This window comes from Chitinimonas sp. BJB300 (genome assembly GCF_002735695.1).
In the GTDB taxonomy this organism is placed as follows: Bacteria; Pseudomonadota; Gammaproteobacteria; order Burkholderiales; family Chitinimonadaceae; genus Chitinimonas.
Genome location: NZ_PDZH01000024.1, coordinates 22,944 through 44,843, shown reverse-complemented (window position 1 = coordinate 44,843; position 21,900 = coordinate 22,944). Strand labels below are relative to the sequence as shown.

Genomic DNA, 21,900 nt, shown 5'->3' with positions numbered 1-21,900 from the left:
ACCATCGCCGACAAGCCCGTTGCTGTCGCCGCACCAAACGTGCTCAGCAAATAGTCGGTGTACAAATCGAGTTCTTTGTTCTTCATGGCGACAGGTTATCGTATGCACTGCGTAACATCAGTTATTAGGACTGGGGCGCTGGCTTGGCGGTTTGTCGCGCTGTTGGATACGACAGCCAGATGACCGTACTGCCACGTTGCCGCGCTTCCTTGTCGATTGCGTTGACATAAGATTGGTCAACCGCTTGTTCATATTTCGGGTTGGCGCAACCAACCAATAAGAACGAAACCAAGATAAAGACGCAGGTACGCATAGCAGCCACCTCGGCGTTTGTTCACGACGCCCGTTTGCTTTTTTGTGCGCTTTGAGAGTCTTTAGCGACCCGCGGCTGTGCGCGCCTCGGCCAGATCGGCAGGGCTGCCGACATTCAGCCACGCCCCGTCATATGCCTCCCCACTGATACGGCCTTGCGCGGCAAATGTGTGCAGCAATGGCCCCAGCTTGGCGGTTTGGCCGGCGCTGATGCTTGCAACCAGTTCTGGTTTGAGTACTGCCAGATTGGCGTAGGTATAGCTTGGCGCACCCTCGCTACGAACGAGGCCTTGCTCGTCAAGGTTGAAATCAAGCTGGTATCGATTGGTCGGCGCGAGAACGAGATGGGCCAGCTGCTGTGGGGTTTCGGCGAGTCGTTTGGCGGCAGCAACCAATCGCTCGTAGGGGAAGTCTGTGTAGATATCGGCGGATAGCAGAATAAATGGTGACTCACCCAGCAAAGGGAGGGCCTTGGCGACGCCGCCGGCAGTTTCTAGCGCCGTCCCCTCGGCTGAGTAGACTATGCGTAAGCCATAGGCAGCGCCGTTACCCAGCGCCGCCTCGATTTGTTCGCCAAGCCAAGCATGATTGATGACGACGTCGCGGATGCCCGCCGCAGCCAGCTTACGGAGATGCCATCCTATCAAGGGTGTCCCGCCGACATCCAGCAGGGGCTTGGGGGTGGTGTCTGTCAGCGGACGCATCCGTTCACCGCGGCCGGCGGCAAGAATCATGGCGCGCAACTTATCTTCCTTCGAAGTAAGCCTGGGCAATGCGCAGCGTCGCTTCGACGGCATCGGCATCGACATCCAGATGCGTCACCCAGCGTTGCTGGTCGCGGCCGCTGATCAATACACCGTGTTTGGCCAAGTGGGAGGAAAAATCCGTGGCGATTTTTTCATCGACATCGACGAATACGATATTGGTGTGCGGAGGGGTGACGGTAAGACCTGGCAATGCCGCCAGCCCTTCAGCCAACCGGGCGGCATTGCGGTGATCGTCAGCCAGCCGTTCGACATGGTGGTCGAGCGCATATAGGCCGGCCGCAGCCAGGAAGCCGGCTTGGCGCATGCCGCCGCCCAGCATCTTGCGCCACCGCTTGGCTTTGGTGATGAAATCGCGTGAACCCAGCAACAGCGAGCCAACGGGTGCGCCCAGCCCTTTGGACAGGCAAATCGATACAGAATCGAATCCGCGGGCCATGTCAGACAAGGCCAAGCCACGTTGAACCGCGGCATTGCATAAGCGTGCACCGTCCAGATGGGTTGCAAGGCCAATGCTATGCGCCCAATCCGTTGCAGCTTGCACGTAGGATGCAGGCAACACTTTGCCACCAATAGTGTTTTCCAGTGCTAAAAGGCGGGTGCGTGCGAAGTGTGGATCGATGGGTTTGACGGCTTTGCGTAGCTTGTCGAGCGGAATGCTGCCATCGTCCGCGTTTTCCAACGGCTGGGGTTGGATGCTACCCAGCACGGCGGCGCCACCTCCTTCATAGCGATAGGTATGGGCTTCCTGCCCCACCAGATACTCATCGCCACGTTGGCAGTGTGTCAGCAAGCCAATCAAATTGCTTTGAGTGCCCGAGGGGGCGAACAGACCGGCTTCGAATCCCAAACGCTCTGCTGCCACCGCTTGTAAGCGGTTAACGCTGGGATCATCCCCCCAAACATCATCCCCTACCTGGGCAGCCGCCATGGCAGCCACCATGCCGGGGGTTGGCTTGGTAACAGTGTCGGAGCGGAAGTCGTACAACTTGAAGCCTGTAGTTGCTTGCGGATAACTCATGCCAGTTCCTGTTTATAGATAGAGTGAGGGGTAGATAGACGTCTGGCCCAGGGCAAGGCAAGCGCACGCCAATAGTGTCAGTTTGCTATACGGGCGGAAAGTTCGTTTTACTCCCGCAATACCTACTGAGTTAGCAGGCTGTTGAAAAACGATTCTGGCGCCCATCTGAGGCTCGAAAATTGCGAAAAATCATACCGTTTTGCCTAAAAACCAAGCAAAATCTGCTTAAGGTTTGGGCAATTTAGGTAGTAGACGGGGTGCTTTGAGTCAATTTCTCCCACTAAGAATTGCTTTTCAACAGCCTGCTAACGCTATGGCACCCAGTTGATTGAAGCAAACCATGTTGCTAAACCAGCCTTAGCCCACTCTTCTCAAAATGTATAACCCACGCTTACTTGATAGTCAGTCAGCTTGTTGATCAGCTTGTACAGAGGGTGTAACTCGGTATAACGGGCGCAGGTCTCACGCAGGTAGTCCAGCGCGATGGGCATGTCCGCGATGTACTGGGCTTTACCATCACGATGCGCCAAGCGTGCGAAGGTGCCGAGCGTACGAATCTGGCGGAACACGCCCATGATTTCGAACTCGGCGTAGAAAGCGTCAAAGGCAGGAGAAACCGGCAGCGCTGCCAGCCGTGCGCTTTCCCAGAAACGTATGGCCAATTCAAGGCGCAATGACTCGGGCCAGTGTACGTACATATCCTTCAGCAAGGACGCAAGGTCGTAGGTGATCGGCCCCAAGCGTGCGTCCTGGAAGTCGATGATGCCGACCCGCTCCGCTAAACCCATTTGTGGACCCTGGGAATGGCCGACAATCAAATTACGGCAGTGGAAGTCAAAGTGAACGGGCACCTTGCCCTGTGCTTGGGCGCGCGCAACCAGAAGGGCACGACTACGTTCCCATACAGCCAGGTCATCACCTTGCAGCGGTTTGCCCAGGTGCTTGTCAGCATACCATTCGGCAAAGCGGTTCAGGTCATCGACCATGATTTCTGCGCTATATACCGGCAGGCTGTCGGTAGGCGTACTTTTCTGAAGGGCGATCAGGTCTTGGATTACCCACCGATACAGTCCTTCCGCCTGGGTAAAGACTTGGCGGTCGTTATCTTCCTGTTCGCGCTGGCTCCGGCTGGGGTGTGGTGGCGTTTGCAACGCGGCCAAAGCGGTTTGCAGATCGATATCACCCAGGTCATCCAGCAGCAGAAACCCTTGCGTGAGGTCTTGGGCAAGAATGCTGGGTACCCGCAACACCGGTTTCAAAAGTGTGGCGATTTGAGTAAATGAGCGTAGATCATTACGCTCTGGCGGTGCATCCATGGCGATCCGGCTGGTGCCATCAGCCAATAGCAGGCGGAAATAACGCCGGCTGCTTGCATCGCCGATTGGTGCCGACAAGCTTGGGTTTGAGCCAAGCTGGGTTTGTAGCCATTGGTGCAACGTATTGATTCGTTCCATGGGTGAGTTTGTGCGAAGCGGGAAAGTGTGCGATTTTAGCGCACTTCGCGTTTTCCCCTGTTTCGCGCCCATGCCGCGTTTTTGCCCGCTCCCTGTTATCCTGGCCTTATATACCGCTTTCTCTGCCCAAGCTGAAGAAGGGCTGGGCAGTAGCACCATCCTTGCCGATCAGGTCGACGGTCAGGGCACGGCCACCGTAAGAGCCCAGGGAAACGTGCAAATAGATCGCGATGGGCGCCGTGTCGAAGCCGACTGGATGACGCTGTTTCAAGATACGAGAGAGTTGCGCGCGGGTGATCACACCCGGCTTACTGAAGACCGTAACGTAGTGGAGGGGGGACTTTTCCATCTGAGAGAGTCTGATCGTACGGGAGAAATGTCTACCCCCAGCTTCCGGTTTGGTAATGGCAAGCGGCCAGGACGGGGCGATGCCTGGAAGCTGTTATTCGAAGGTCCGGGCAAATACCGTTTGCAAAAGGCGCGTTTCACCACTTGTTCAGTGGGCGAGGACGATTGGTTTCTCAAGGCAGACCAGCTGAAGCTCGACTACAACCGGAATCTTGGTGTTGCCCGTAGTGGCACGATCGAGTTTAAAGGTGTACCTATCCTTTACTCTCCCTATATCGATTTCTCTTTGGACGGTTCGCGTAAGTCGGGCTTATTGGCGCCGTCTTTCAAGTACACCGGTGCGGGCGGTCTTGATCTTTCACTCCCCTTCTATTGGAATATTGCGCCGAATATGGATGCCACCATTGCACCGCGGTTTATTGCCAAGCGGGGGGTGTTGTTCAATAACGAGTTTCGTTATCTGGGTGAAAGGTTCTCGGGCGAGCTCCATGGAGAAGTGATCGATAAAGACCGTAATTTCGGCGGTGATCGTCGGTATGCGATTAGTTATCAGCACCAACATCAACTGGCGGATGGGTTGGTTGGTGAGTTGGATTTGCAAAGGGCGTCTGACGACCGTTACTTCGTTGACTTCGGCGACCGGCTCGCGGTGGCGTCGCAGACGTTTCTGCCGCGGCAGGGTTTGCTCAGCTATGCTGTGCCTGGTTTGAATATGCAGTTATTGGTGCAGCGCTACCAAACGCTCCAGGATGTATCGAACCCGGTTATCCAACCCTATGCCCGCCTGCCGCAGCTGAACTTTAACTATTCTCCAGCCTTGCCCACACCTTACCGTTTTGATTTGAGTGGTGAAGCAACGGTCTTCAAATATGGTACCCAGTTGGATAGCAGTCTAGCCAACACCCGCTCTACGCTTGATGGGCGGCGCAGTATTCTTTATCCGAGCGTCAGCCTGCCCCTGGAGCGTAATTGGGGCTTTATCACGCCACGGATTGGTGCCCATCTGAGCCGCTATGTGCTGGGTGATGGCCGTAAGCTGAAACGTAATCTGCCAGTGTTTAGTGTTGATTCCGGCATGTATTTCGACCGGGAGACCAAGTGGTTTGGCAGTGATATGACTCAGTCGCTGGAACCCCGAGCCTATTACGTGCGTATTCCCTATCGTGATCAGTCGGCTTTCCCGAACTTCGATTCAGGCTTGGCAGACTTCAACTTCGCGCAGATGTTCAGCGAGAACCAGTACACAGGTGGGGACAGGGTCAACGATGCCAATCAGCTGACGATGGCGTTGACCTCGCGCCTGTTTGAACGTGAAACGGGCGTTGAACGTGCACGAGTTGCGATCGGCCAGCGTTTTTATTTTGATTCGCAGCGCGTCACTTTGAATGAAACCGCCCGTGGCCATGACGTAACAACGTCGGACCTGATAGCAACCGTGGGTGGGCGGCCGCATGATGATTGGTGGCTGGATGCGTCGTGGCAATATGACCAGCAGACCCGGGTCACACGTAAGTCCGCGCTGAATCTGCGGTATCAGCCTCTACCGGGTAGCTCACTTAATCTGGGCTATCGCGTGGATAAGCGTTATGACATCAAGCAGGCTGACATCTCGACGCAATGGCCGCTAACCCGCAAGATCCATGCGATTGCGCGTTACAACTGGTCGATTTCCGATGGACGTACTTTGGAGTCCTTGGCCGGCCTCGAATACAATGGCGGCTGCTGGGTATTCCGCGCTGTTAACCAGCGCTTTGTTACGCCTGCCAATGAAACCCGGGACATGTTCTTCCTACAGTTAGAGCTGAACGATCTTGGCCCTATCGGTTCCAATCCGTTGCAAACCCTCAAAAACAGTATCCCCGGCTATACCAAACTGAATTGATCATGCGCCCCATTTCCCGCCTTGCCACGTCCCTTGTAGCCGCTGCTTTGTTTCTGTCGGCCAACGCTGAGCCTGTATCGCTCGATCGTATTGTTGCGGTCGTTAACAAATCAGTGATTACTGAGTATGAGCTGAATGTTCGTATCCAGAGCGTCGTGCAGAACTTTGCTCGCCAGAAGGTCAGCCCACCGGCAAATGATGTGTTGCGCCAACAAGTGTTGGAGCGGCTGGTGAACGAACGCGTCCAAACCGATTTTGCGGCGGATACCGGGTTGAGGGTGGATGATCGCCAGCTTGACCAGACGGTTGAGCGTATTGCCGAGCAGAACAAGTTGAGTCAGGTTCAATTCCGGCAAGCGTTGGAAAAAGAAGGCACCAACTTCAAGGCCTTCCGGGAACAAATACGTCAAGATTTGCTGTTGCAACGGTTGCGTGAGCGTGAAGTGGATAGCCGTGTTTTTGTCACCGATGTCGAAGTGGACCAATACCTGACTGCGGCTAAAGGCAGCGACCGTGCCGAGCAGGAATACAAGCTTGGGCATATCTTGATTGCGATCCCTGAAGGGGCGGGGCCAGATGTGGTGGCGCAGCGTAGCCTACGAGCTGAAAGCGCCCGGCGGGCGTTGGATAGCGGGAAAGCGTTTGCCGAAGTGGCTGCGGGTTTTTCCGAGGCGGGCGATGCGTTGCAGGGGGGCGACCTTGGGTGGCGTTCCGCCGGGCGTTTGCCGCCACTGTTCTTGGAAGCTGTCGATCAGCTGAAACCTGGTCAGTACACGCCTGTCTTGCGTAGTCCGGCAGGTTTTCACATCATCAAACTCAGCGAAACGCGCCAGCGCGATGGCAAGGAGGTTGTACGTCAGACCCATGCGCGTCATTTGTTGATCAAGGTAAACGAACTGACCTCGGATACCGACGCCAAGCAGCGTATCAGCGAAATCCGCGAGCGTGTTGTCAATGGCGTCGACTTTGCTGAACAGGCCAAGCTGCACTCCGAAGATGGTTCGGCCCAAAAAGGCGGGGATCTTGATTGGATTTCACCGGGCGATACAGTGCCAGACTTTGAGCAGGCAATGAATGCCTTGAACCCTGGTGATCTTTCCCAACCTATCAAGACACCTTTTGGTTGGCATTTGATCCAAGTGCTGGAGCGGCGGGATCAGGATGTCACCCACGAGCGGCAAAAGGTGCGAGTACGCACCGAATTGCGCGAGCGTAAGGCTGATGAGCAATATGAAGATTGGTCCCGCCAGATGCGTGACCAAGCATTTGTCGAGTTGCGTCTGGACGACAAGTAATCGCTGCACGATCGCCCGCCTTAAAACCTGCTTATGATGTGTTGCGTGTAGCCGTCGCAAATACGTGGGCCGGTTTGGGACGGGGCGTCGTTCAGCTGCGGAGCCGCCACCATGTCAAAGCGCCCCATCATTGCCATAACCTGTGGCGAGCCCGCGGGGGTTGGTCCCGAGCTTGCTGCTGCCTTGAACCCGGCGAATCACGCTGCCCGTTTAGTATTGCTGGGCGACCGTCATCTGCTGACTGATCGTGCCGCCTGCGTTCCGGCGGTGGCGCGGCTGTGTGATTACGACCCCACCACGACCCCACCTCCCGGTTATCTGGAAGTACTGCATATACCGCTGGCGGTACCATGCGTGGCGGGCCGGCTTGATACCCGAAACGCAATGCACGTGCTGGCATTGCTGGATCGCGCGGTAGCCGGCTGTCAGTCGGGAGAGTTCAGCGCAATGGTGACGGCTCCCTTGCACAAGGGCGTGATTCGCGATGCCGGCTATGGCCATTTCACCGGCCACACAGAGTATCTTGCGGAGCAGACCGGCACTGCCCAGGTGGTGATGCTGCTGGCGGGGCAATGCAATATGGTTGCGCCCGGTTATGCGCTGCGTGTGGCGTTAGCCACCACCCATTTGCCGTTGCGTGAGGTGGCGGATGCCATTACAGCAGCGTCGCTGACCCAAACCCTGCGTATTCTGCATGTCGACCTGATCGGCAAATTCGGCTTGCCCCAACCGCGCATCTTAGTGGCGGGGCTGAACCCCCATGCTGGCGAAGGGGGGCATATGGGGCGTGAAGAGCTGGATGTGATAATTCCGGTGCTGGAGAGCTTGCGGAAGGAATGTATGCAGTTGATAGGCCCTTTGCCAGCCGATACATTGTTCAATCCTCCTGTCTTGGTACAGGCGGATGCAGTGCTGGCGATGTATCACGACCAAGGTTTGCCTGTTCTTAAACACGCAACCTTTGGTCAGGGGGTCAATATCACTTTGGGTTTACCACTGATCCGTACTTCGGTTGACCATGGTACCGCGCTTGATTTGGCGGGTATGGGCAAGGCGGATGGCGGCTCGTTGATTGCGGCAGTGACGCTGGCAGCCTCACTCGCAAGATAAGTATGTAATTGCATGCTTTGGCTGCGGGCCGGTTGGCCCTACAATATCGGCCATGAAACCGCATACCCCCCGTAAACGCTTCGGTCAGAATTTCCTGCAGGACCAAGGTGTCATCAATGACATCATCAGTTGCATTCATCCGCAGCCGAATGACGCCATGGTTGAAATCGGCCCTGGCTTGGCCGCGCTTACCCAGCCTTTGCTGACCAAGATCAATACCCTGCATGCTGTTGAAATCGACCGCGACATCGTGGCGAACCTGACCGGTCGATTTTCGGCTGACAAGTTGGTTATCCACAATTTCGATGCGCTAAAATTCGATTTTGGTAGCCTGGCAGACCAAATTGCGCCGGGGGGACAGATACGTTTGGTCGGCAATTTGCCTTACAACATTTCGACGCCGCTGTTATTTCATCTGGCTGGCTTTGCGCCCCAGGTGAACGATTGCCACTTCATGTTGCAAAACGAAGTGGTGTTACGCATGGTGGCCGAACCGAGCAATGCCGACTATGGCCGCCTCAGCGTGATGTTGCAGTACCATTTTCATATGGAAAAGCTGCTGGATGTACCACCAGATGCTTTCTTTCCGCCGCCCAAAGTGGATTCAGCCATTGTGCGCATGATTCCACGCCCGTTTGAGCTTCAGGCTGCAGATCCTGCTGCGTTGGAAAAACTTGTGGCGCAAGCGTTCTCACAACGGCGCAAAACACTACGCAATAACCTCAAGGGTATCGTCAGCGATGACGACTTTGCGGCGCTCGATATTGACTCCAGTATTAGGCCAGAGAACTTGCCGGTACGCGATTACGTACGCTTGGTCAATTATTTGCATACACCGAGTGGTGCATTGCAGCAAGATGCCTAAACGGCACGAAGGAGAATAGGTGTTTTCCCTGAATTTGCGCCTTTGTTAGGGAATCCCCGCTTGTAGCATGGTTTTGCATCGCTACACTTTGTTCGATACGACAGAAAGCACCATGTCTATTATCCGGTTCAATGCAGTTAATAAATGGTTCAAGGACTTGCATGTCCTTAAAGATGTAAACCTCTCGGTTGCCGAGGGTGAAGTGGTGGTGATTTGCGGCCCATCCGGCTCGGGCAAATCCACACTTATCCGTACTGTGAACCAGCTTGAGACAATTGGTTCCGGCGAGATTTGGGTAAATGGCCAGAACGTGATTGACCCGAAAACAGATATCAACACTGTTCGGGCGGATGTCGGCTTTGTATTCCAGCATTTCAATCTTTACCCGCACCTGACTGTGCTCGACAACATCACGTTGGCGCCAATTCAGGTCCGCAAGCAGCCGCGTGTTGAGGCCGAGGCACTTGCGGAAACATTGCTCGCTAAAGTGGGGCTCGCCAACAAGCGCGATGTTTTCCCCAGCCAGCTGTCCGGGGGCCAGCAGCAGCGCGTGGCGATTGCCCGGGGTTTAGCCATGCAGCCCAAGGTAATGTTGTTTGATGAGCCGACCTCCGCGCTTGATCCTGAGATGATCGGCGAAGTGTTGAAGGTGATGAAGGATTTAGCGCATACGGGCATCACCATGATGTGTGTCACCCATGAGATGGGTTTTGCCCGTGAAGTGGCTGATCGGGTTGTGTTTCTTGATCAGGGGGAAGTTGTTGAGATGGCAACGCCCGCCGAGTTTTTCAGTGCGCCAAAATCTGAACGCGCCAAGCAGTTTCTGCAGCAGGTTTTATCGCCCATGCATTGAACGTGGCTATAGTCATTACAGCTTGCCACCATACTGTCGGACAATCTAAAAGAAGGAGATACTGAGCAATGCGCAAAATCTTGATCTTGTCGGCCGCTCTGGCCACAGCCTATATGGGCAGCGTTCAAGCCGAAGAGCTGACCGGCACGCTTCAAAAGGTCAACGAAAGCGGCATCATCACCATTGGCCATCGTGAATCGTCGATTCCCTTCTCCTATCTGGATGACAAGCAAAAGCCTGTTGGCTATGCCATGGACTTGTGCAACCAGGTAGTGGCAGCTGTAAAGAAAAAGCTGAACAAGCCTTCGCTGGTTGTGAAGCTGGTGCCGGTGACTTCGCAAACACGCACCGCGCTGATGGTAAATGGCACGGTTGATTTGGAATGTGGCTCGACGACCAATTCAAAAGAACGTCAAAAGCAGGTTGCTTTCAGTGATTCCTACTTTGTCACCTCAGTGCGCATGCTGGTTCGTGCCGATTCGGGCATCAAGAGCCTGGATGATTTGAACGGCAAGCCTGTTGTGACGACTACCGGTACTACTTCCGACCGATATATCAAGCAAAATGAGCAAGGCCACTCAATCGATGTAAAAAACGTGTACGCCAAGGACCATGCCGAGAGCTTCCTGATGGTGGAAACGGGTCGTGCAGCAGCGTTTGTGATGGATGACGTTCTGTTGGCCAGCTTGATTGCCAATAACAAGAATCCTAAGGACTTCGCGATCGTTGGCCCAGCGCTGTCGGTAGAGCCATATGGCATCATGATGCGCAAGGACGACCCACAGCTGAAGAGGCTGGCGGATGAAACGCTGTCCACGCTCTATAAGTCGGGCGAGGTCAACAAAATCTACGATAAATGGTTTATGAAGCCGATTCCGCCTAAGAACATCACCATCAATCTACCGATGAGTGAGAAGCTTAAGGAAGCGATCAAAAACCCGAACGATGTCGGGATCTGACTGCTGAAGCAGAGGTAGATGGTACTTTGACAACCGCGGCCACATGGATGTGACACGCGCTTCGAAAGGTGCCCAGAGGGGGCTGAAAAGCCCCCTTTTGTATCGATTTTGCGGAGGTTTTTATGCTGGCGCAAAAATCCTGAGGAGTTCTCCATGGGTCATTACCAATGGAACTGGGCCATTGTCTTTGAGCAAGTGGCTGGCACGAAAGAATATTACTATCAGTGGCTGATCACCGGCTTGGGTTGGACGGTGGCTACTGCGCTATGTGCTTGGGTGCTTGCCCTTGTACTTGGTTCCCTGGTGGGGACTTTGCGTACGGTGCCAAACAAGTGGCTGGCAAGCCTTGCCACTTGTTATGTCGAGCTGTTTCGTAATATCCCGCTGATTGTGCAGCTTTTCCTGTGGTTTTATGTGCTGCCGGAAGTGCTGCCGAAGAGCGCCGGTTTCTGGATGAAGCAGGATATGCCGATGCCGGAATTTATCACTGCGGCTATCGGGCTTGGCCTATTCACCAGCGCCCGGGTAGCCGAGCAAGTACGGACCGGCATCATGGCTTTATCGAGTGGGCAGAAGAACGCAGGATTGGCGCTGGGGTTTACCTTGCCGCAAGCCTATCGCTATGTGATTTTGCCAATGGCGTTCCGTATCGTCATTCCGCCGATGACCTCTGAGTTCATGAATGTATTTAAGAACTCTGCCGTGGCATTGGCGATTGGTGTTACCGAACTGACATTCCAGATGCGTCAGATTACCGGTGAATACGCACCGGGTAATCCAATTGAGGTGATGACCATCGTCAGCGTCATTTATTTGATACTCGCTTTTTCGGTGAATCGTCTGATGGCTTTGATTGAGCGCCGCACCCAGGTACCCGGCTATATCAGCGGAGGGGGCAAATAATGGATTTTGATTTCGCCGCCGTCCGTAACTCGGCAGATTATCTCTGGCAGGGGTTTCAGTACTCGCTGTCACTGACGGCTTTCGCCACCTGTTTTGGCATCTTGTTCGGCACCCTGCTGGCCATGGCTCGTCTTTCCAGCATCAAATCACTGAATTGGGCCGCCAGTGCCTATGTGAATTTGTTTCGATCGATACCGCTGCTGTTGGTGATCTTCTGGTTTTATATCCTGGTGCCGTTGATGACGGGTGTGCAGGTTGGTGCTGAGAAGTCAGCCTATCTGACTTTCGCTATCTTCGAAGCTGCCTATTTCTGTGAAATCATGCGTGCCGGTATCCAGTCCATTTCCAAAGGCCAAGTGGCTGCGGGTTATGCGATGGGTTTCACTTATGGCCAGAACATGCGCTACGTGATTCTGCCGCAGGCTTTCCGCAATGTTGTACCGCTTCTGCTCACCCAGACCATCATTCTGTTCCAGGATACGTCGCTGGTTTATGTGGTGGGCGCTACCGACTTATTGGGCGCGGCTAGCAAGGTAGCTAACCGTGATAACACCCCTATTGAGATGTATGTCTCTGTTGCCATTATCTACTTAGTTATCAGCTTCACGCTGTCGCGACTGGTAAAGCAATTGCATGCCAAGATTGCCGTGATCCGCTAAGGCTTTGAGGACCATCCCATGATCTCTATCAAGAACGTTTCCAAATGGTACGGCAACTTCCAAGTGCTGACCGATTGCAGCACCGAAGTGACGAAGGGCGAAGTTGTGGTGGTCTGCGGCCCTTCTGGTTCGGGTAAATCCACGTTGATCAAAACGGTCAATGCGCTTGAGCCTTTTCAGAAAGGCGACATCATCGTTGATGGGATTTCGATCGCAGACCCGAAGACCAACTTACCCAAGTTGCGCTCACGTGTCGGCATGGTATTCCAGCACTTTGAGCTGTTCCCTCACCTCACCATTACCGACAATCTGGCGATTGCCCAGCAGAAGGTATTGGGTCGTACCCGCGAAGAGGCGATGGACAAGGGCGCCAAGCTTTTGGACCGGGTGGGTCTGAAGGCGCAGGCTGCCAAGTTTCCAGGTCAATTGTCAGGTGGCCAGCAGCAGCGTGTCGCCATTGCCCGTGCCCTGGCAATGGACCCTATCGTGATGTTGTTCGATGAGCCTACCTCGGCTCTTGACCCGGAAATGGTGAATGAGGTGCTGGATGTCATGGTGCAATTGGCGCACGAAGGCATGACCATGATGTGCGTGACTCACGAAATGGGTTTTGCCCGCAAGGTAGCCAACCGGGTGATTTTCATGGACAAGGGCAAGATCGAAGAAGATTGCTTGAAGGAGGATTTCTTCGGTACGCCACGGGGCGAGCGTGCACAGCAATTCTTGTCGAAGATTCTGCAACATTGAATCGACAGCATAGGCGACGATAAAAAAGCCCGAAAGATTGGTCCGGGCTTTTTTATTCATGCAGCGCTACGGTGTGACTCAGTCCAGAAAGCTGGGCACCTGTTTGGTGATTTGCGCCAATGCAGCGGCTTCCAAGTCCTTGGACACCAGCATGGCGGCGTTCCAGGTGGCGACGTAACGTAAGCCTTCTTCTACTGAATGGTCGCGGGCATAGTTAAGGTTGTCCTTGATGCCGCGCACGGTTAGAGGTGGCTTGGCGGCGATGGTGTCGGCGATGGTCATGACTTCCATCAGCAGCGAATCCCGGTCGCTAAGGCATTGGGCTGTCAGGCCGTAGCGCATTGCTTCCTTCCCTGTGATCTCGCGGGCGGTGAATGCCAACTCGCGTGTACGGCCATCGCCGATAATCATGGGCAGACGCTGCAATACACCCACATCTGCGACGATCCCCAGGTCGACTTCCTTCAAGCAAAAATGGGCATCGACAGAGCAGTAACGCAGGTCGCAAGCTGCGATCAAATCAAGCCCACCGCCAACACATGCGCCGTGAATAGCGGCGATAACCGGTTTGCGACAGCGTTCAATCGCACTAAGGCTATCTTGCAAGCTCATGATGAGCCGGCGTAGTTTTTCGGCTTGGCGGCCCTGGCATTCATCCTGCACGTGATTTTGCACTGCCATCAGCATGCTGAAGTCAATGCCGGCGCAGAAGTTCGCGCCATTGCCGCTAAGAATGGCGACACGCGCGGTGGGCTCCTCATCAAGCCAGTGCATGGCTTCTTTCAGCTCACGCCACATGGCTTCATTCATGGCATTCGCCCTGTCAGGCCGATTCAAAATGATCTGGGCGACGTGATTTTCCAGGGTGATGCTGAGCGTGGTGTAGTGGGGCAGGGACATGGAGATATCCTGTTAAGGCAATTCTTCTTTCAGCTTAGCGTGCAGGAAGAGTGCCTGCGTGCTATTTCAGCCGCGTTTCTTCGGAATCCAAGCCCATACCATTTCACATTGAATAGGTTCATTGCCTGATTCATCAGTGACGGTTACCGGCACGGTGACATCGCCTTTTTCCAAGGTACGGACATGCTGGATTTGCTCGGTCGTCAGCGCAGCGATGGCTTTCAGATCACCTTGGGCGCGTTTTTTATACTCTACCTTCATGCTTTTTAGTAGGGGCAGTTTGTCGTCGGGCAGGTTCATTCCCACTGCAAAACCCGTGGCTGTTTCCGCAAGCAGTGCCATGGCTGCGGCATGAACGCCTTTGATATGGTTCTGGTTCTTGGTGACATTCTTGATGTGGCAGACCACTTGTTCAGTACTGATGGTTTCAAAGTCCACTCCGGCGGTACCGGCAAACTTCACATAGCTGCCTAAGGCTTTCGAGCGTGCCCAGCGGCGGATAGGACCGGGCACCTTCTCGAATTTGGCGACGATGCGGCTAAAGGCGTTGCTGAATTTTTCCATGCTGTCTTCCAGATTGTCCGGCGTTAGGGCCGGTACCGTTATTCAGTGAGGTGTTGTTACTAGCCCGTCTCCGCAAGAGGAGGAGAGGAGGTTTTTATAAAAGCGGCTAGCGTGCGCCCAGGTCAAGCCGCAGCTGCTTTTTGATGGCGTCAAGCCAATTAGGCTCAAAACGGGCGACTTGCAGGCCCCCCTGCAATGTAGCCAGCAGGAGGGCGGCTTTATCTTCGCAACTGCCAGCAAAGCGGAAATGCCCGCTTGTCACACCTTCATGTAATACACCCGCGCACCAGGCATATAACTCGCGCATGAACCCCCGCGCCTCTTCGCGCACCGGCTCGGGCAATGTGGCCCATTCGGCAGCCAGCATGCCTGTTGGGCACAGCCGTTCGCTATCGGCATAGCTTACCGTCAGGAGTTCGACATACGCTTCGAGCTTGTCCCATGGGTCGTTGCTGGTCGCGGCGTAGTGCGCAGCCGAGCGCTGAAAGCGGCGTCGAAAGCGAGCCACCAGCGCCACGCCTAAATCAGCCTTACCTGGGTAATGGTAATGAATAGCTGCATTCTTCAAGCCCATGGGTTTGGCGAGGTGCTGGTAACTGAAGCCATTGAAGCCACGCTCCAACCACAGGACTTCGGCCAGATCGAGTATACGTTTGGCGGTCTCATTCATGCGGGGGTCACTGTAACCAAGCAAGTGCTCGAATGGCAATCGTTGTGTTTGGTTTTGGGGCGGAAGTCGCGTAGAGCGACATAAGTATGGCGCAACTTTGCTTAGAACCTGTTTACGATCTGTCGCGAGCAGTCGTCAGCGGGGTGAAGCGCAGCGCAGAAACCGGAATGTACTTGGGTACATGAGGCTTTCGAGCAGCACATGAGCCCTGATCACGGCTGCGCAGCAAGATGGTAAACAGGTTCTTAGCGCACTTTCATACCCTCTCGCGTATGCCACGTAGCCTTATAGTAGTTCTATGCCGGGAAGGCTTGCTGCGCAGGTAGCCTTTACCGTATCCACGAAATCTTCCACATACGCCAGAGCGGCTCGTCCTTTGGAAACGGCTGCGTAGAGCTCGCCATACAGACGCTGAGCCGTAATCGGCAACGCTGTGACATAGCGTCGTTCCAAATAGGGCGCCACCGCCCATGCCGGCAGGGCGGCCACCCCGCGCCGGCTGGCGACGAGTTGCAGAATCGCCACGGTCAGCTCACTGCTACGCCGCTTCGGGGCAATGCCCGCAGGTGTCAGCACTTGGCGCATCACGTCCAGCATGTCGTCAGGGATGGGATAGCTGATAAGCGTTTCGCTGGCGAAGTCGGCGGCATCAAGCTGACTCTTGGCGGCTAGGGCATGGTCGTTCGCCACCAGCCCGACAATTTCATATCGAAACAAAGGAAAGTAATACATCGGCTCATTGGTGTCTTTTTCCGAGACGATCGCTACGTCTGCTTCGTCATGGTGGATGAGCCCCACCGGGTCGGCATGAAAGCCCGAGACGATATCGAGTTCTACTTCGGGCCAACGTGGGCGGAATTCATCCATGGCGGGCATCAGCCAGTCGAAGCAAGTATGGCATTCCACCGCTACCCGTAAGCTGCCAGCCGCACCGTCCCGTATCCGGGCGATATCGCGACAGGTGTCGGCCACCGCTGGCAATACGTTCTGCGCCAGTGCATGCAGGCGTTGCCCCGCAGGACTGAGCTTCAGCGGTTGTGATTTGCGCTCGAACAAGCTCAACCCGAAATGATCTTCCAATTGCTTGAGCTGATGTGACAAGGCCGATTGCGTCAGATTAAGTCGTTCGGCCGCCCGCGCCACACCGCCGGCATCGAATAAGGCGGCAATGGTGCGCAGATGGCGCAGTTCTAATTGGTGGTTCATGAGCAATATCGATGAAGAACTGGAAAAAGATGCGTTTGAATCATAAGCATTGCCGTCCCATGATGCAAATCGTTCATTCATTCCAGCCAAATGCTAAAGGATTACTCATGTTGACCACTCACATCCTTGGTTTTCCCCGTATTGGTAGCCAGCGTGAGCTGAAGTTTGCTGTCGAAAAATTTTGGGGTGGCGATTTAGACCAGGCAGGCCTCGAAGCCAAGGGTAGGGAATTGCGCTTGCGTCATTGGCAATGGCAGCGTGAAGCAGGTTTACGTTTTGTCGCGGTGGGAGATTTTTCTTATTACGACCAGATATTGGATGCCACCGTATTGCTTGGTGCACCGCCCCAGCGTTTTGGTTTTGAACCTGCAAAGTTGAGTCGTCGCCAGTACTTTGAACTGGCCCGTGGCAATGCAGCCCAGCCTGCGTGTGAAATGACCAAATGGTTCGACACCAATTATCACTTCCTCAAGCCCGAGTTTGATGCCGACACCCGGTTCGATGGTGGGCCGCAATGGTTGATCGACGAACTGCAAGAAGCCCAGTTAGCTGGATTCAAAGCAAAGGTGCAGTTGGTTGGCCCCCTCACCCTGCTGAAGCTGGCTCGTGTACACGGCATCGACGCGCTTTCCCTGCTGCCACGTCTGGTACCTGCCTATGTACGGCTGCTTAAGCAATTGGTAGCCCAAGGCTGTGAATGGGTACAGTTGGATGAGCCAATCCTGGGGCTGGACCTGGATGCCCAATGGCTTGCTGCCTTTGCGCCGGTTTACCGTGAATTGGCTGCAGCCCACTCGCATATTCTGCTTGCCACCTACTTTGCGGGTGTGGCCGATAAGGCAACCCTCTTGCAAGCCTTGCCAGTTGCCGGCTTGCATTTGGATGCCGTACGCGAAGTGGGCCAGTTGAATGCCTTTGTCGATTGGCCAATTGGCAAAGTACTGTCGGTGGGTATTATCGATGGACGCAATATTTGGAAGGCTGATCTCGATGTCGCGCTAGATAGGCTCTCGCCACTATATGTAAGACTGGGTGAGTCATTGTGGTTAGCACCCAGCTGTTCGCTATTACACGTACCCACCGATTTGGATCAGGAAACCAGGCTGACCGATGACATCAAGGATGGCTTGAGTTTCGCCAAACAAAAATTGGCTGAGCTGACTACCTTGTCTCGTGCGCTGTGCTTGGGCCGCAGTGTCTGCTTTCAGGCTTTGGAGACCAATCGTATTGCCTTGACCCGTTTCCGCGAATTGCCAGCGCGTAATAGTGCTGTAGTGGCCGCTAGATTGGCTGAATTGCCCGACCATAACCGTGGTTTGGCCTATACAGGCCGCAGCAAACTGCAACGGGCGCGCTTACAACTCCCGCTTTTACCTACCACTACGATAGGTTCCTTCCCACAGACCACCGAAATCCGGACGCAGCGGGCAGCCTTCAAGCGGGGTGAACTTAGCCAAGCGGACTATACCCACGCCATGAAGGCTGAGATTGCCTCAGCAGTGGCCAAGCAGGAGGAACTGGGCATTGATGTGTTGGTGCATGGCGAGGCCGAGCGCAGCGATATGGTCGATTATTTTGCCGAGCAACTGGTCGGCGTAGCGGTATGCCAGCATGGTTGGGTACAAAGCTATGGTTCGCGTTGTGTGAAACCACCGGTTATTTGGGGTGATGTGAGCCGCCCTCACGCCATGACTGTCGAATGGACACGCTACGCCCAGACACTCACACCAAAGCCCATGAAAGGGATGCTGACTGGCCCGGTTACGCTGGTGCAATGGGCATTTGTGCGCGATGACAAGCCACGTGCCGAAGTGGCTTACCAGATGGCGCTTGCCTTGCGTGATGAAGTGGCCGAGTTGGATGCGGCAGGTATCGCGGTGATCCAGATCGATGAACCGGCTTTTCGCGAAGGTCTGCCACTGAAACAGGCAGACTGGCCGGCATACCTGGACTGGGCGGTGACCACCTTCAAGCTCAGCGCAGCAGGTGCTCGGCCCGAGACACAGATCCATACCCACATGTGCTATTCGGAGTTCGAGGACATCCTGCCGGCGATTGCGGACATGGACGCTGATGTGATTACCATCGAGACCTCACGTTCGGCCATGACGTTGCTGGATGCCTTTGGTGAGTTTGCCTACCCCAATGAAATAGGCCCGGGTGTATACGACATTCACTCCCCACGCGTGCCGCCCGTGGTTGAGATGACGACGTTGTTGGAAAAAGCGTTGAAGGTGATTCCCGCCGAGCGCTTGTGGGTGAACCCAGACTGCGGCTTGAAAACCCGTGGCTGGGCGGAAACCGAGGCGGCGCTGCGCAATATGCTATCGGCTACATGGCAGATTCGTACGCGTTTGGCGGCCGGGGATCGCATGAGCCCCACCCTATCCAAAACAATTGCCGGGGGCCATGTGGCTTGCGGGTGTTCGCACCGTGGCGAATAACGCGTAGTTGGCGGGCAGGCGTCACGAAAGCTTAATGGGAACGTCATGCGCTAGACATGCTTGCATAGCAGGCTACAGCGTATGACAAGCCAAGACTGTGCGATCGTGCTGTACGTCAAGAGCGGCAATGCGGTATGCCGCTGCCCGCCCGGCCCTCCTCTGGAGATTCAGCATGCGTCTGCCTTTGAATCGTGAAGATTGGCTGGCGCTAGACCAGCACTGGACCGCCTGCTGCAACCGCGCCAGCCGTTATCATTTCTGGCGCGGTTTCTTTGTCTGCATCAGCCGGGTGGGAAACGGTATCTTCTGGTATGTATTGATGGCGGGTCTGTTGCTGGTGAACGGGCTGAGTGCATTGCCCGTGGTAATGCACATGGTGGGTGTGGGCTTGGCTGGGTTGATATTGTACAAGTGGCTGAAACGCATCACGTCACGGCCCCGCCCCTTTATGCGTTCCGAAGCAATCCTCCGTGCTTACGATGTGCTCGATGAGTACAGCTTTCCTTCAGGCCATACCCTGCACGCCGTCAGCCTCAGCATCGTGGCTTTGGCTTATCTCCCGGTATTGGCCGGTTTGCTTATTCCTTTTACCGTACTGGTTGCGGTTTCCCGGCCTGTGCTTGGCTTGCACTACCCTAGCGATGTCGTGGCCGGCGCGATGATAGGCGCCAGCTTGGCTGCGTTGTCGCTTGCTTTGGTTTAAGTCCGGCAGTTGAACCACCTTTGGGTAGAACCTGTCTGCTGGTTAAGAGTCTGTTCAAGATCTGTCGCGAGCAGCCCTGATCATGGCTGCGCAATAAGATTGTGAATAGGTTCTAAAAGCAAAGTCGCTTCTACAGGCCAGTGGTGGCATCATCTCCTCTATGTTCCAGAATCCTCCCGACCAGGAAATCTGTGCGCTACTCAAGCGTAGCCGCCGCATTGCGGTGGTTGGGCTTTCGCCTGCGCCAGCCCGGCCCAGTTACCGCGTTTCACACCAGATGCAGGCCTGGGGTTTCGAGATTGTGCCGGTACGGCCGTTGGTCGAATCGGTGTTGGGCCAAACTGCCTATGCGCGGCTGGAAGATGTGCCGGGTAAGGTGGATATCGTCAATGTGTTCCGTAATGCCGCTGAAGTCGATGGCGTGGTGGATAGCGCAATTGCGATAGGCGCACCGGCGATCTGGATCCAGCAGGGCATCATCAACCATGGGGCGGCGCTACGCGCGCAAGCAGCGGGGCTGTTCGTTGTGATGTACCGATGCATCATGGTTGACTACGCCGCGATGGTTTGATGGGTTGCAACAGATTGACGCCAAGGGCCGGGGGCGGTAAATCCTTTTCCACCAGTGCATAGCAGGCTCTTTTCATGAAGCTCCGTTTTACCAAGATGCACGGCCTGGGCAACGACTTTGTCGTGCTCGATGGCGTCAGCCAGCCGATTGCACTCAGTACCGACCAACTCAAACGGATTGGCGACCGCCACTTCGGCATCGGGTGCGACCAGATTTTGTTGGTGGAAAACCCCCATCACCCCGAGGCTGACTTCCGTTATCGCATTTTTAATGGTGCGGATGGCGGCGAAGTAGAGCAGTGCGGTAATGGCTCTCGTTGTTTTGTCCGCTTTGTGCACGATAAAGGCCTAAGCCGTAAACCAGCGATTCGGGTTGAGACTGCCAAGGGGCTGATAGTGCCGCAGCTCGAAGCGAATGGGCTGGTGACGGTGGATATGGGGGAACCACGTTTCCAGCCGGCGGAGATTCCCTTTGTGGCCGATGAGGAGGCGGTCAGCCACCCTGTCCTGGTGGGGGAGAGCTTGATCGAGATGACGGTTGTTTCAATGGGCAACCCCCATGCTGTACAGGTAGTGGTTGATATTGATGCCGCGCCTGTGGTGATTGAAGGGCCGCTCATTGAGTCGCACCCACGTTTTCCTGCCCGGGTAAATGCCGGGTATATGCAGATTGTCAGTCGATGCGAGATCCGCCTGCGCGTGTTCGAACGCAGTGCGGGTGAGACGCTGGCTTGCGGTAGTGGCGCTTGTGCGGCGGTCGTGGCTGGCATTCGTCGAGGATTGCTCGATACCACCGTATTGGTGCATACCCGCGGCGGTGATCTTTCCATCAACTGGGACGGCCCTGGCTATCCTGTAAAGATGACGGGCCCGGCTGTAACGGTGTTTGAAGGCGAAATCGATATTTGAGTTATTTGGATTCGTAGTGCGAAGTGCCTACGATGTTCGAGAGACTACGCCGCCCTCTTGCGCGCGTATTCTGAATCAATCCATGGAGAGATAAAGCCATGCCCATTCAGTCCCCCGATGTTGCTACCTGGCTGAAAGCCAATCCGAATTTCTTCGAAGAATATGCCGATCTGGTCGCGGAGATTTTTATTCCTCACCCGCATGGCGGCCGGGCGATTCCTATTGCGGAACGCCAAATACTTACCCTGCGTGAGAAAAACAAGCTGATCGAAAACAAGCTTGCCGAGTTGCTGCAGTTTGGTGAAGAGAATGACCAGATTGGCGACAAGGTGCATCAGCTGAGCATGGCGTTGCTGCAGGCGCGGGATTTGAGTGGTGTGTTGGCTACCTTGAATTACCACTTGCAAGAGCACTTCCGTGTGCCACATGTGGCTGTGCGCCTGTGGGGAAGCGAGGTAGACGAGACCTTGAGCGAATTCGCCCAGGTCAGCCATGAAGTGCAGCAGTTGGCGCATAGCCTGGGCATGCCTTATTGCGGCCCTTATGTCACCGACGAAGTCAGTGCTTGGCTGGGCGAGTCGTCCGCACGCCTGAAATCATTCGCCCAGGTTGCGCTCAAGACCGATGATGCACCCTTTGGACTCTTGGTGCTGGCCTGTGAAGATGCGCAGCGCTTCTACCCAGAGATGGGCACGCTCTACCTCGCGCGGATTGGCGAATTGGCTTCGGCTGCGCTGGCGCGTTGCCTGGACTGAGTGGTTG

22 protein-coding genes are annotated in these 21,900 nt (G+C 55.1%); 14 read left to right on the top strand and 8 right to left on the bottom strand.

Annotated features, from left to right (window positions below):
• Window positions 1-124: 124 nt before the first annotated feature.
• The 4 genes from CSQ89_RS06195 to CSQ89_RS06180 all read right to left on the bottom strand — a co-directional run bounded on the left by CSQ89_RS06195 (window position 125) and on the right by CSQ89_RS06180 (window position 3,551).
• On the bottom strand, window positions 125-313 hold the full coding sequence (locus CSQ89_RS06195; RefSeq protein ID WP_099405307.1) for a hypothetical protein: 189 nt from the start codon (window positions 311-313) through the stop codon (window positions 125-127).
• Window positions 314-374: 61 nt separating this feature from the next.
• Entirely contained in the window at window positions 375-1,055 is a 681-nt protein-coding gene (murU, locus tag CSQ89_RS06190; protein WP_199065258.1) for an N-acetylmuramate alpha-1-phosphate uridylyltransferase MurU, read from the bottom strand.
• A gap of 1 nt (window position 1,056) precedes the next feature.
• The gene (gene ltaE / locus CSQ89_RS06185; protein ID WP_186293312.1) at window positions 1,057-2,097 is read right to left on the bottom strand and encodes a low-specificity L-threonine aldolase; all 1,041 of its coding nucleotides are present in this window, start codon (window positions 2,095-2,097) and stop codon (window positions 1,057-1,059) included.
• A 371-nt stretch (window positions 2,098-2,468) separates the two neighbouring features.
• Window positions 2,469-3,551: an aminoglycoside phosphotransferase family protein gene (locus CSQ89_RS06180; RefSeq protein ID WP_158228913.1), complete on the bottom strand. Its 1,083-nt coding sequence runs from the start codon at window positions 3,549-3,551 to the stop codon at window positions 2,469-2,471.
• A 70-nt stretch (window positions 3,552-3,621) separates the two neighbouring features.
• Between CSQ89_RS06180 and CSQ89_RS06175 the strand changes: the two genes are divergently transcribed.
• The 9 genes from CSQ89_RS06175 to CSQ89_RS06135 all read left to right on the top strand — a co-directional run bounded on the left by CSQ89_RS06175 (window position 3,622) and on the right by CSQ89_RS06135 (window position 13,172).
• Window positions 3,622-5,781 carry an LPS-assembly protein LptD gene (locus CSQ89_RS06175; RefSeq protein ID WP_158228912.1) on the top strand — a complete coding sequence of 720 codons (2,160 nt, stop codon included), beginning with the start codon at window positions 3,622-3,624 and terminating at the stop codon, window positions 5,779-5,781.
• A gap of 2 nt (window positions 5,782-5,783) precedes the next feature.
• On the top strand, window positions 5,784-7,076 hold the full coding sequence (locus CSQ89_RS06170; protein WP_099405305.1) for a peptidylprolyl isomerase: 1,293 nt from the start codon (window positions 5,784-5,786) through the stop codon (window positions 7,074-7,076).
• A gap of 111 nt (window positions 7,077-7,187) precedes the next feature.
• Window positions 7,188-8,186, top strand: coding sequence for a 4-hydroxythreonine-4-phosphate dehydrogenase PdxA (gene pdxA / locus CSQ89_RS06165; protein WP_099405304.1), 999 nt, complete (start codon window positions 7,188-7,190; stop codon window positions 8,184-8,186).
• Window positions 8,187-8,238: 52 nt separating this feature from the next.
• Window positions 8,239-9,051, top strand: a complete 813-nt coding sequence (gene rsmA / locus CSQ89_RS06160; protein WP_099405303.1) for a 16S rRNA (adenine(1518)-N(6)/adenine(1519)-N(6))-dimethyltransferase RsmA — start codon at window positions 8,239-8,241, stop codon at window positions 9,049-9,051.
• Between the two features lie 112 nt (window positions 9,052-9,163).
• Complete coding sequence (locus CSQ89_RS06155; protein WP_186293311.1) at window positions 9,164-9,904, top strand: amino acid ABC transporter ATP-binding protein; 741 nt, start codon at window positions 9,164-9,166, stop codon at window positions 9,902-9,904.
• 68 nt (window positions 9,905-9,972) lie between these two features.
• Window positions 9,973-10,863 (top strand): transporter substrate-binding domain-containing protein, encoded by an 891-nt coding sequence (locus tag CSQ89_RS06150; RefSeq protein WP_099405302.1) that lies wholly within the window; start codon window positions 9,973-9,975, stop codon window positions 10,861-10,863.
• 153 nt (window positions 10,864-11,016) lie between these two features.
• Entirely contained in the window at window positions 11,017-11,766 is a 750-nt protein-coding gene (locus CSQ89_RS06145; protein WP_099405301.1) for an amino acid ABC transporter permease, read from the top strand.
• The gene (locus CSQ89_RS06140) at window positions 11,766-12,425 is read left to right on the top strand and encodes an amino acid ABC transporter permease (protein WP_186293310.1); all 660 of its coding nucleotides are present in this window, start codon (window positions 11,766-11,768) and stop codon (window positions 12,423-12,425) included. Before CSQ89_RS06145 ends, CSQ89_RS06140 begins: the two co-directional genes overlap by 1 nt.
• Before the next feature lie 18 nt (window positions 12,426-12,443).
• On the top strand, window positions 12,444-13,172 hold the full coding sequence (locus CSQ89_RS06135; protein ID WP_099405299.1) for an amino acid ABC transporter ATP-binding protein: 729 nt from the start codon (window positions 12,444-12,446) through the stop codon (window positions 13,170-13,172).
• 78 nt (window positions 13,173-13,250) lie between these two features.
• Here CSQ89_RS06135 and CSQ89_RS06130 read toward each other — a convergent pair whose 3' ends face one another.
• The 4 genes from CSQ89_RS06130 to CSQ89_RS06115 all read right to left on the bottom strand — a co-directional run bounded on the left by CSQ89_RS06130 (window position 13,251) and on the right by CSQ89_RS06115 (window position 16,512).
• Complete coding sequence (locus CSQ89_RS06130; protein ID WP_099405298.1) at window positions 13,251-14,072, bottom strand: crotonase/enoyl-CoA hydratase family protein; 822 nt, start codon at window positions 14,070-14,072, stop codon at window positions 13,251-13,253.
• Window positions 14,073-14,138: 66 nt separating this feature from the next.
• Window positions 14,139-14,636, bottom strand: coding sequence for a DUF4442 domain-containing protein (locus CSQ89_RS06125; protein WP_099405297.1), 498 nt, complete (start codon window positions 14,634-14,636; stop codon window positions 14,139-14,141).
• Window positions 14,637-14,742: 106 nt separating this feature from the next.
• The gene (locus CSQ89_RS06120) at window positions 14,743-15,306 is read right to left on the bottom strand and encodes a TetR/AcrR family transcriptional regulator (protein WP_099405296.1); all 564 of its coding nucleotides are present in this window, start codon (window positions 15,304-15,306) and stop codon (window positions 14,743-14,745) included.
• A 285-nt stretch (window positions 15,307-15,591) separates the two neighbouring features.
• Entirely contained in the window at window positions 15,592-16,512 is a 921-nt protein-coding gene (locus tag CSQ89_RS06115; protein ID WP_099405310.1) for a LysR family transcriptional regulator, read from the bottom strand.
• A gap of 107 nt (window positions 16,513-16,619) precedes the next feature.
• On the opposite strand from CSQ89_RS06115, the gene metE reads away from it, so the two are divergent.
• From metE to CSQ89_RS06090, 5 genes are all read left to right on the top strand, one after another.
• Window positions 16,620-18,956, top strand: a complete 2,337-nt coding sequence (gene metE / locus CSQ89_RS06110) for a 5-methyltetrahydropteroyltriglutamate--homocysteine S-methyltransferase (protein WP_099405295.1) — start codon at window positions 16,620-16,622, stop codon at window positions 18,954-18,956.
• A gap of 172 nt (window positions 18,957-19,128) precedes the next feature.
• Window positions 19,129-19,659 carry a phosphatase PAP2 family protein gene (locus CSQ89_RS06105; RefSeq protein WP_099405294.1) on the top strand — a complete coding sequence of 177 codons (531 nt, stop codon included), beginning with the start codon at window positions 19,129-19,131 and terminating at the stop codon, window positions 19,657-19,659.
• Window positions 19,660-19,819: 160 nt separating this feature from the next.
• Entirely contained in the window at window positions 19,820-20,230 is a 411-nt protein-coding gene (locus CSQ89_RS06100) for a CoA-binding protein (protein WP_099405293.1), read from the top strand.
• Between the two features lie 74 nt (window positions 20,231-20,304).
• The gene (gene dapF / locus CSQ89_RS06095) at window positions 20,305-21,138 is read left to right on the top strand and encodes a diaminopimelate epimerase (RefSeq protein ID WP_099405292.1); all 834 of its coding nucleotides are present in this window, start codon (window positions 20,305-20,307) and stop codon (window positions 21,136-21,138) included.
• Window positions 21,139-21,236: 98 nt separating this feature from the next.
• Window positions 21,237-21,893, top strand: coding sequence for a DUF484 family protein (locus CSQ89_RS06090; protein ID WP_099405291.1), 657 nt, complete (start codon window positions 21,237-21,239; stop codon window positions 21,891-21,893).
• The last annotated feature ends 7 nt before the right edge of the window (window positions 21,894-21,900 follow it).

Bases quoted from the DNA above. Each gene is read 5' to 3' on its own strand.
- CSQ89_RS06105 (WP_099405294.1), top strand. From the start codon at position 19,129: ATGCGTCTGCCTTTGAATCGTGAAGATTGGCTGGCGCTAGACCAGCAC.
- CSQ89_RS06115 (WP_099405310.1), bottom strand. From the start codon at position 16,512: ATGAACCACCAATTAGAACTGCGCCATCTGCGCACCATTGCCGCCTTA.
- CSQ89_RS06180 (WP_158228913.1), bottom strand. From the start codon at position 3,551: ATGGAACGAATCAATACGTTGCACCAATGGCTACAAACCCAGCTTGGC.
- CSQ89_RS06130 (WP_099405298.1), bottom strand. From the start codon at position 14,072: ATGTCCCTGCCCCACTACACCACGCTCAGCATCACCCTGGAAAATCAC.
- CSQ89_RS06150 (WP_099405302.1), top strand. From the start codon at position 9,973: ATGCGCAAAATCTTGATCTTGTCGGCCGCTCTGGCCACAGCCTATATG.
- CSQ89_RS06140 (WP_186293310.1), top strand. From the start codon at position 11,766: ATGGATTTTGATTTCGCCGCCGTCCGTAACTCGGCAGATTATCTCTGG.
- pdxA (WP_099405304.1), top strand. From the start codon at position 7,188: ATGTCAAAGCGCCCCATCATTGCCATAACCTGTGGCGAGCCCGCGGGG.
- CSQ89_RS06155 (WP_186293311.1), top strand. From the start codon at position 9,164: ATGTCTATTATCCGGTTCAATGCAGTTAATAAATGGTTCAAGGACTTG.
- CSQ89_RS06135 (WP_099405299.1), top strand. From the start codon at position 12,444: ATGATCTCTATCAAGAACGTTTCCAAATGGTACGGCAACTTCCAAGTG.
- CSQ89_RS06120 (WP_099405296.1), bottom strand. From the start codon at position 15,306: ATGAATGAGACCGCCAAACGTATACTCGATCTGGCCGAAGTCCTGTGG.
- CSQ89_RS06090 (WP_099405291.1), top strand. From the start codon at position 21,237: ATGCCCATTCAGTCCCCCGATGTTGCTACCTGGCTGAAAGCCAATCCG.
- dapF (WP_099405292.1), top strand. From the start codon at position 20,305: ATGAAGCTCCGTTTTACCAAGATGCACGGCCTGGGCAACGACTTTGTC.
- CSQ89_RS06175 (WP_158228912.1), top strand. From the start codon at position 3,622: ATGCCGCGTTTTTGCCCGCTCCCTGTTATCCTGGCCTTATATACCGCT.
- ltaE (WP_186293312.1), bottom strand. From the start codon at position 2,097: ATGAGTTATCCGCAAGCAACTACAGGCTTCAAGTTGTACGACTTCCGC.
- CSQ89_RS06125 (WP_099405297.1), bottom strand. From the start codon at position 14,636: ATGGAAAAATTCAGCAACGCCTTTAGCCGCATCGTCGCCAAATTCGAG.
- metE (WP_099405295.1), top strand. From the start codon at position 16,620: ATGTTGACCACTCACATCCTTGGTTTTCCCCGTATTGGTAGCCAGCGT.
- CSQ89_RS06195 (WP_099405307.1), bottom strand. From the start codon at position 313: ATGCGTACCTGCGTCTTTATCTTGGTTTCGTTCTTATTGGTTGGTTGC.
- CSQ89_RS06170 (WP_099405305.1), top strand. From the start codon at position 5,784: ATGCGCCCCATTTCCCGCCTTGCCACGTCCCTTGTAGCCGCTGCTTTG.
- CSQ89_RS06145 (WP_099405301.1), top strand. From the start codon at position 11,017: ATGGGTCATTACCAATGGAACTGGGCCATTGTCTTTGAGCAAGTGGCT.
- CSQ89_RS06100 (WP_099405293.1), top strand. From the start codon at position 19,820: ATGTTCCAGAATCCTCCCGACCAGGAAATCTGTGCGCTACTCAAGCGT.
- rsmA (WP_099405303.1), top strand. From the start codon at position 8,239: ATGAAACCGCATACCCCCCGTAAACGCTTCGGTCAGAATTTCCTGCAG.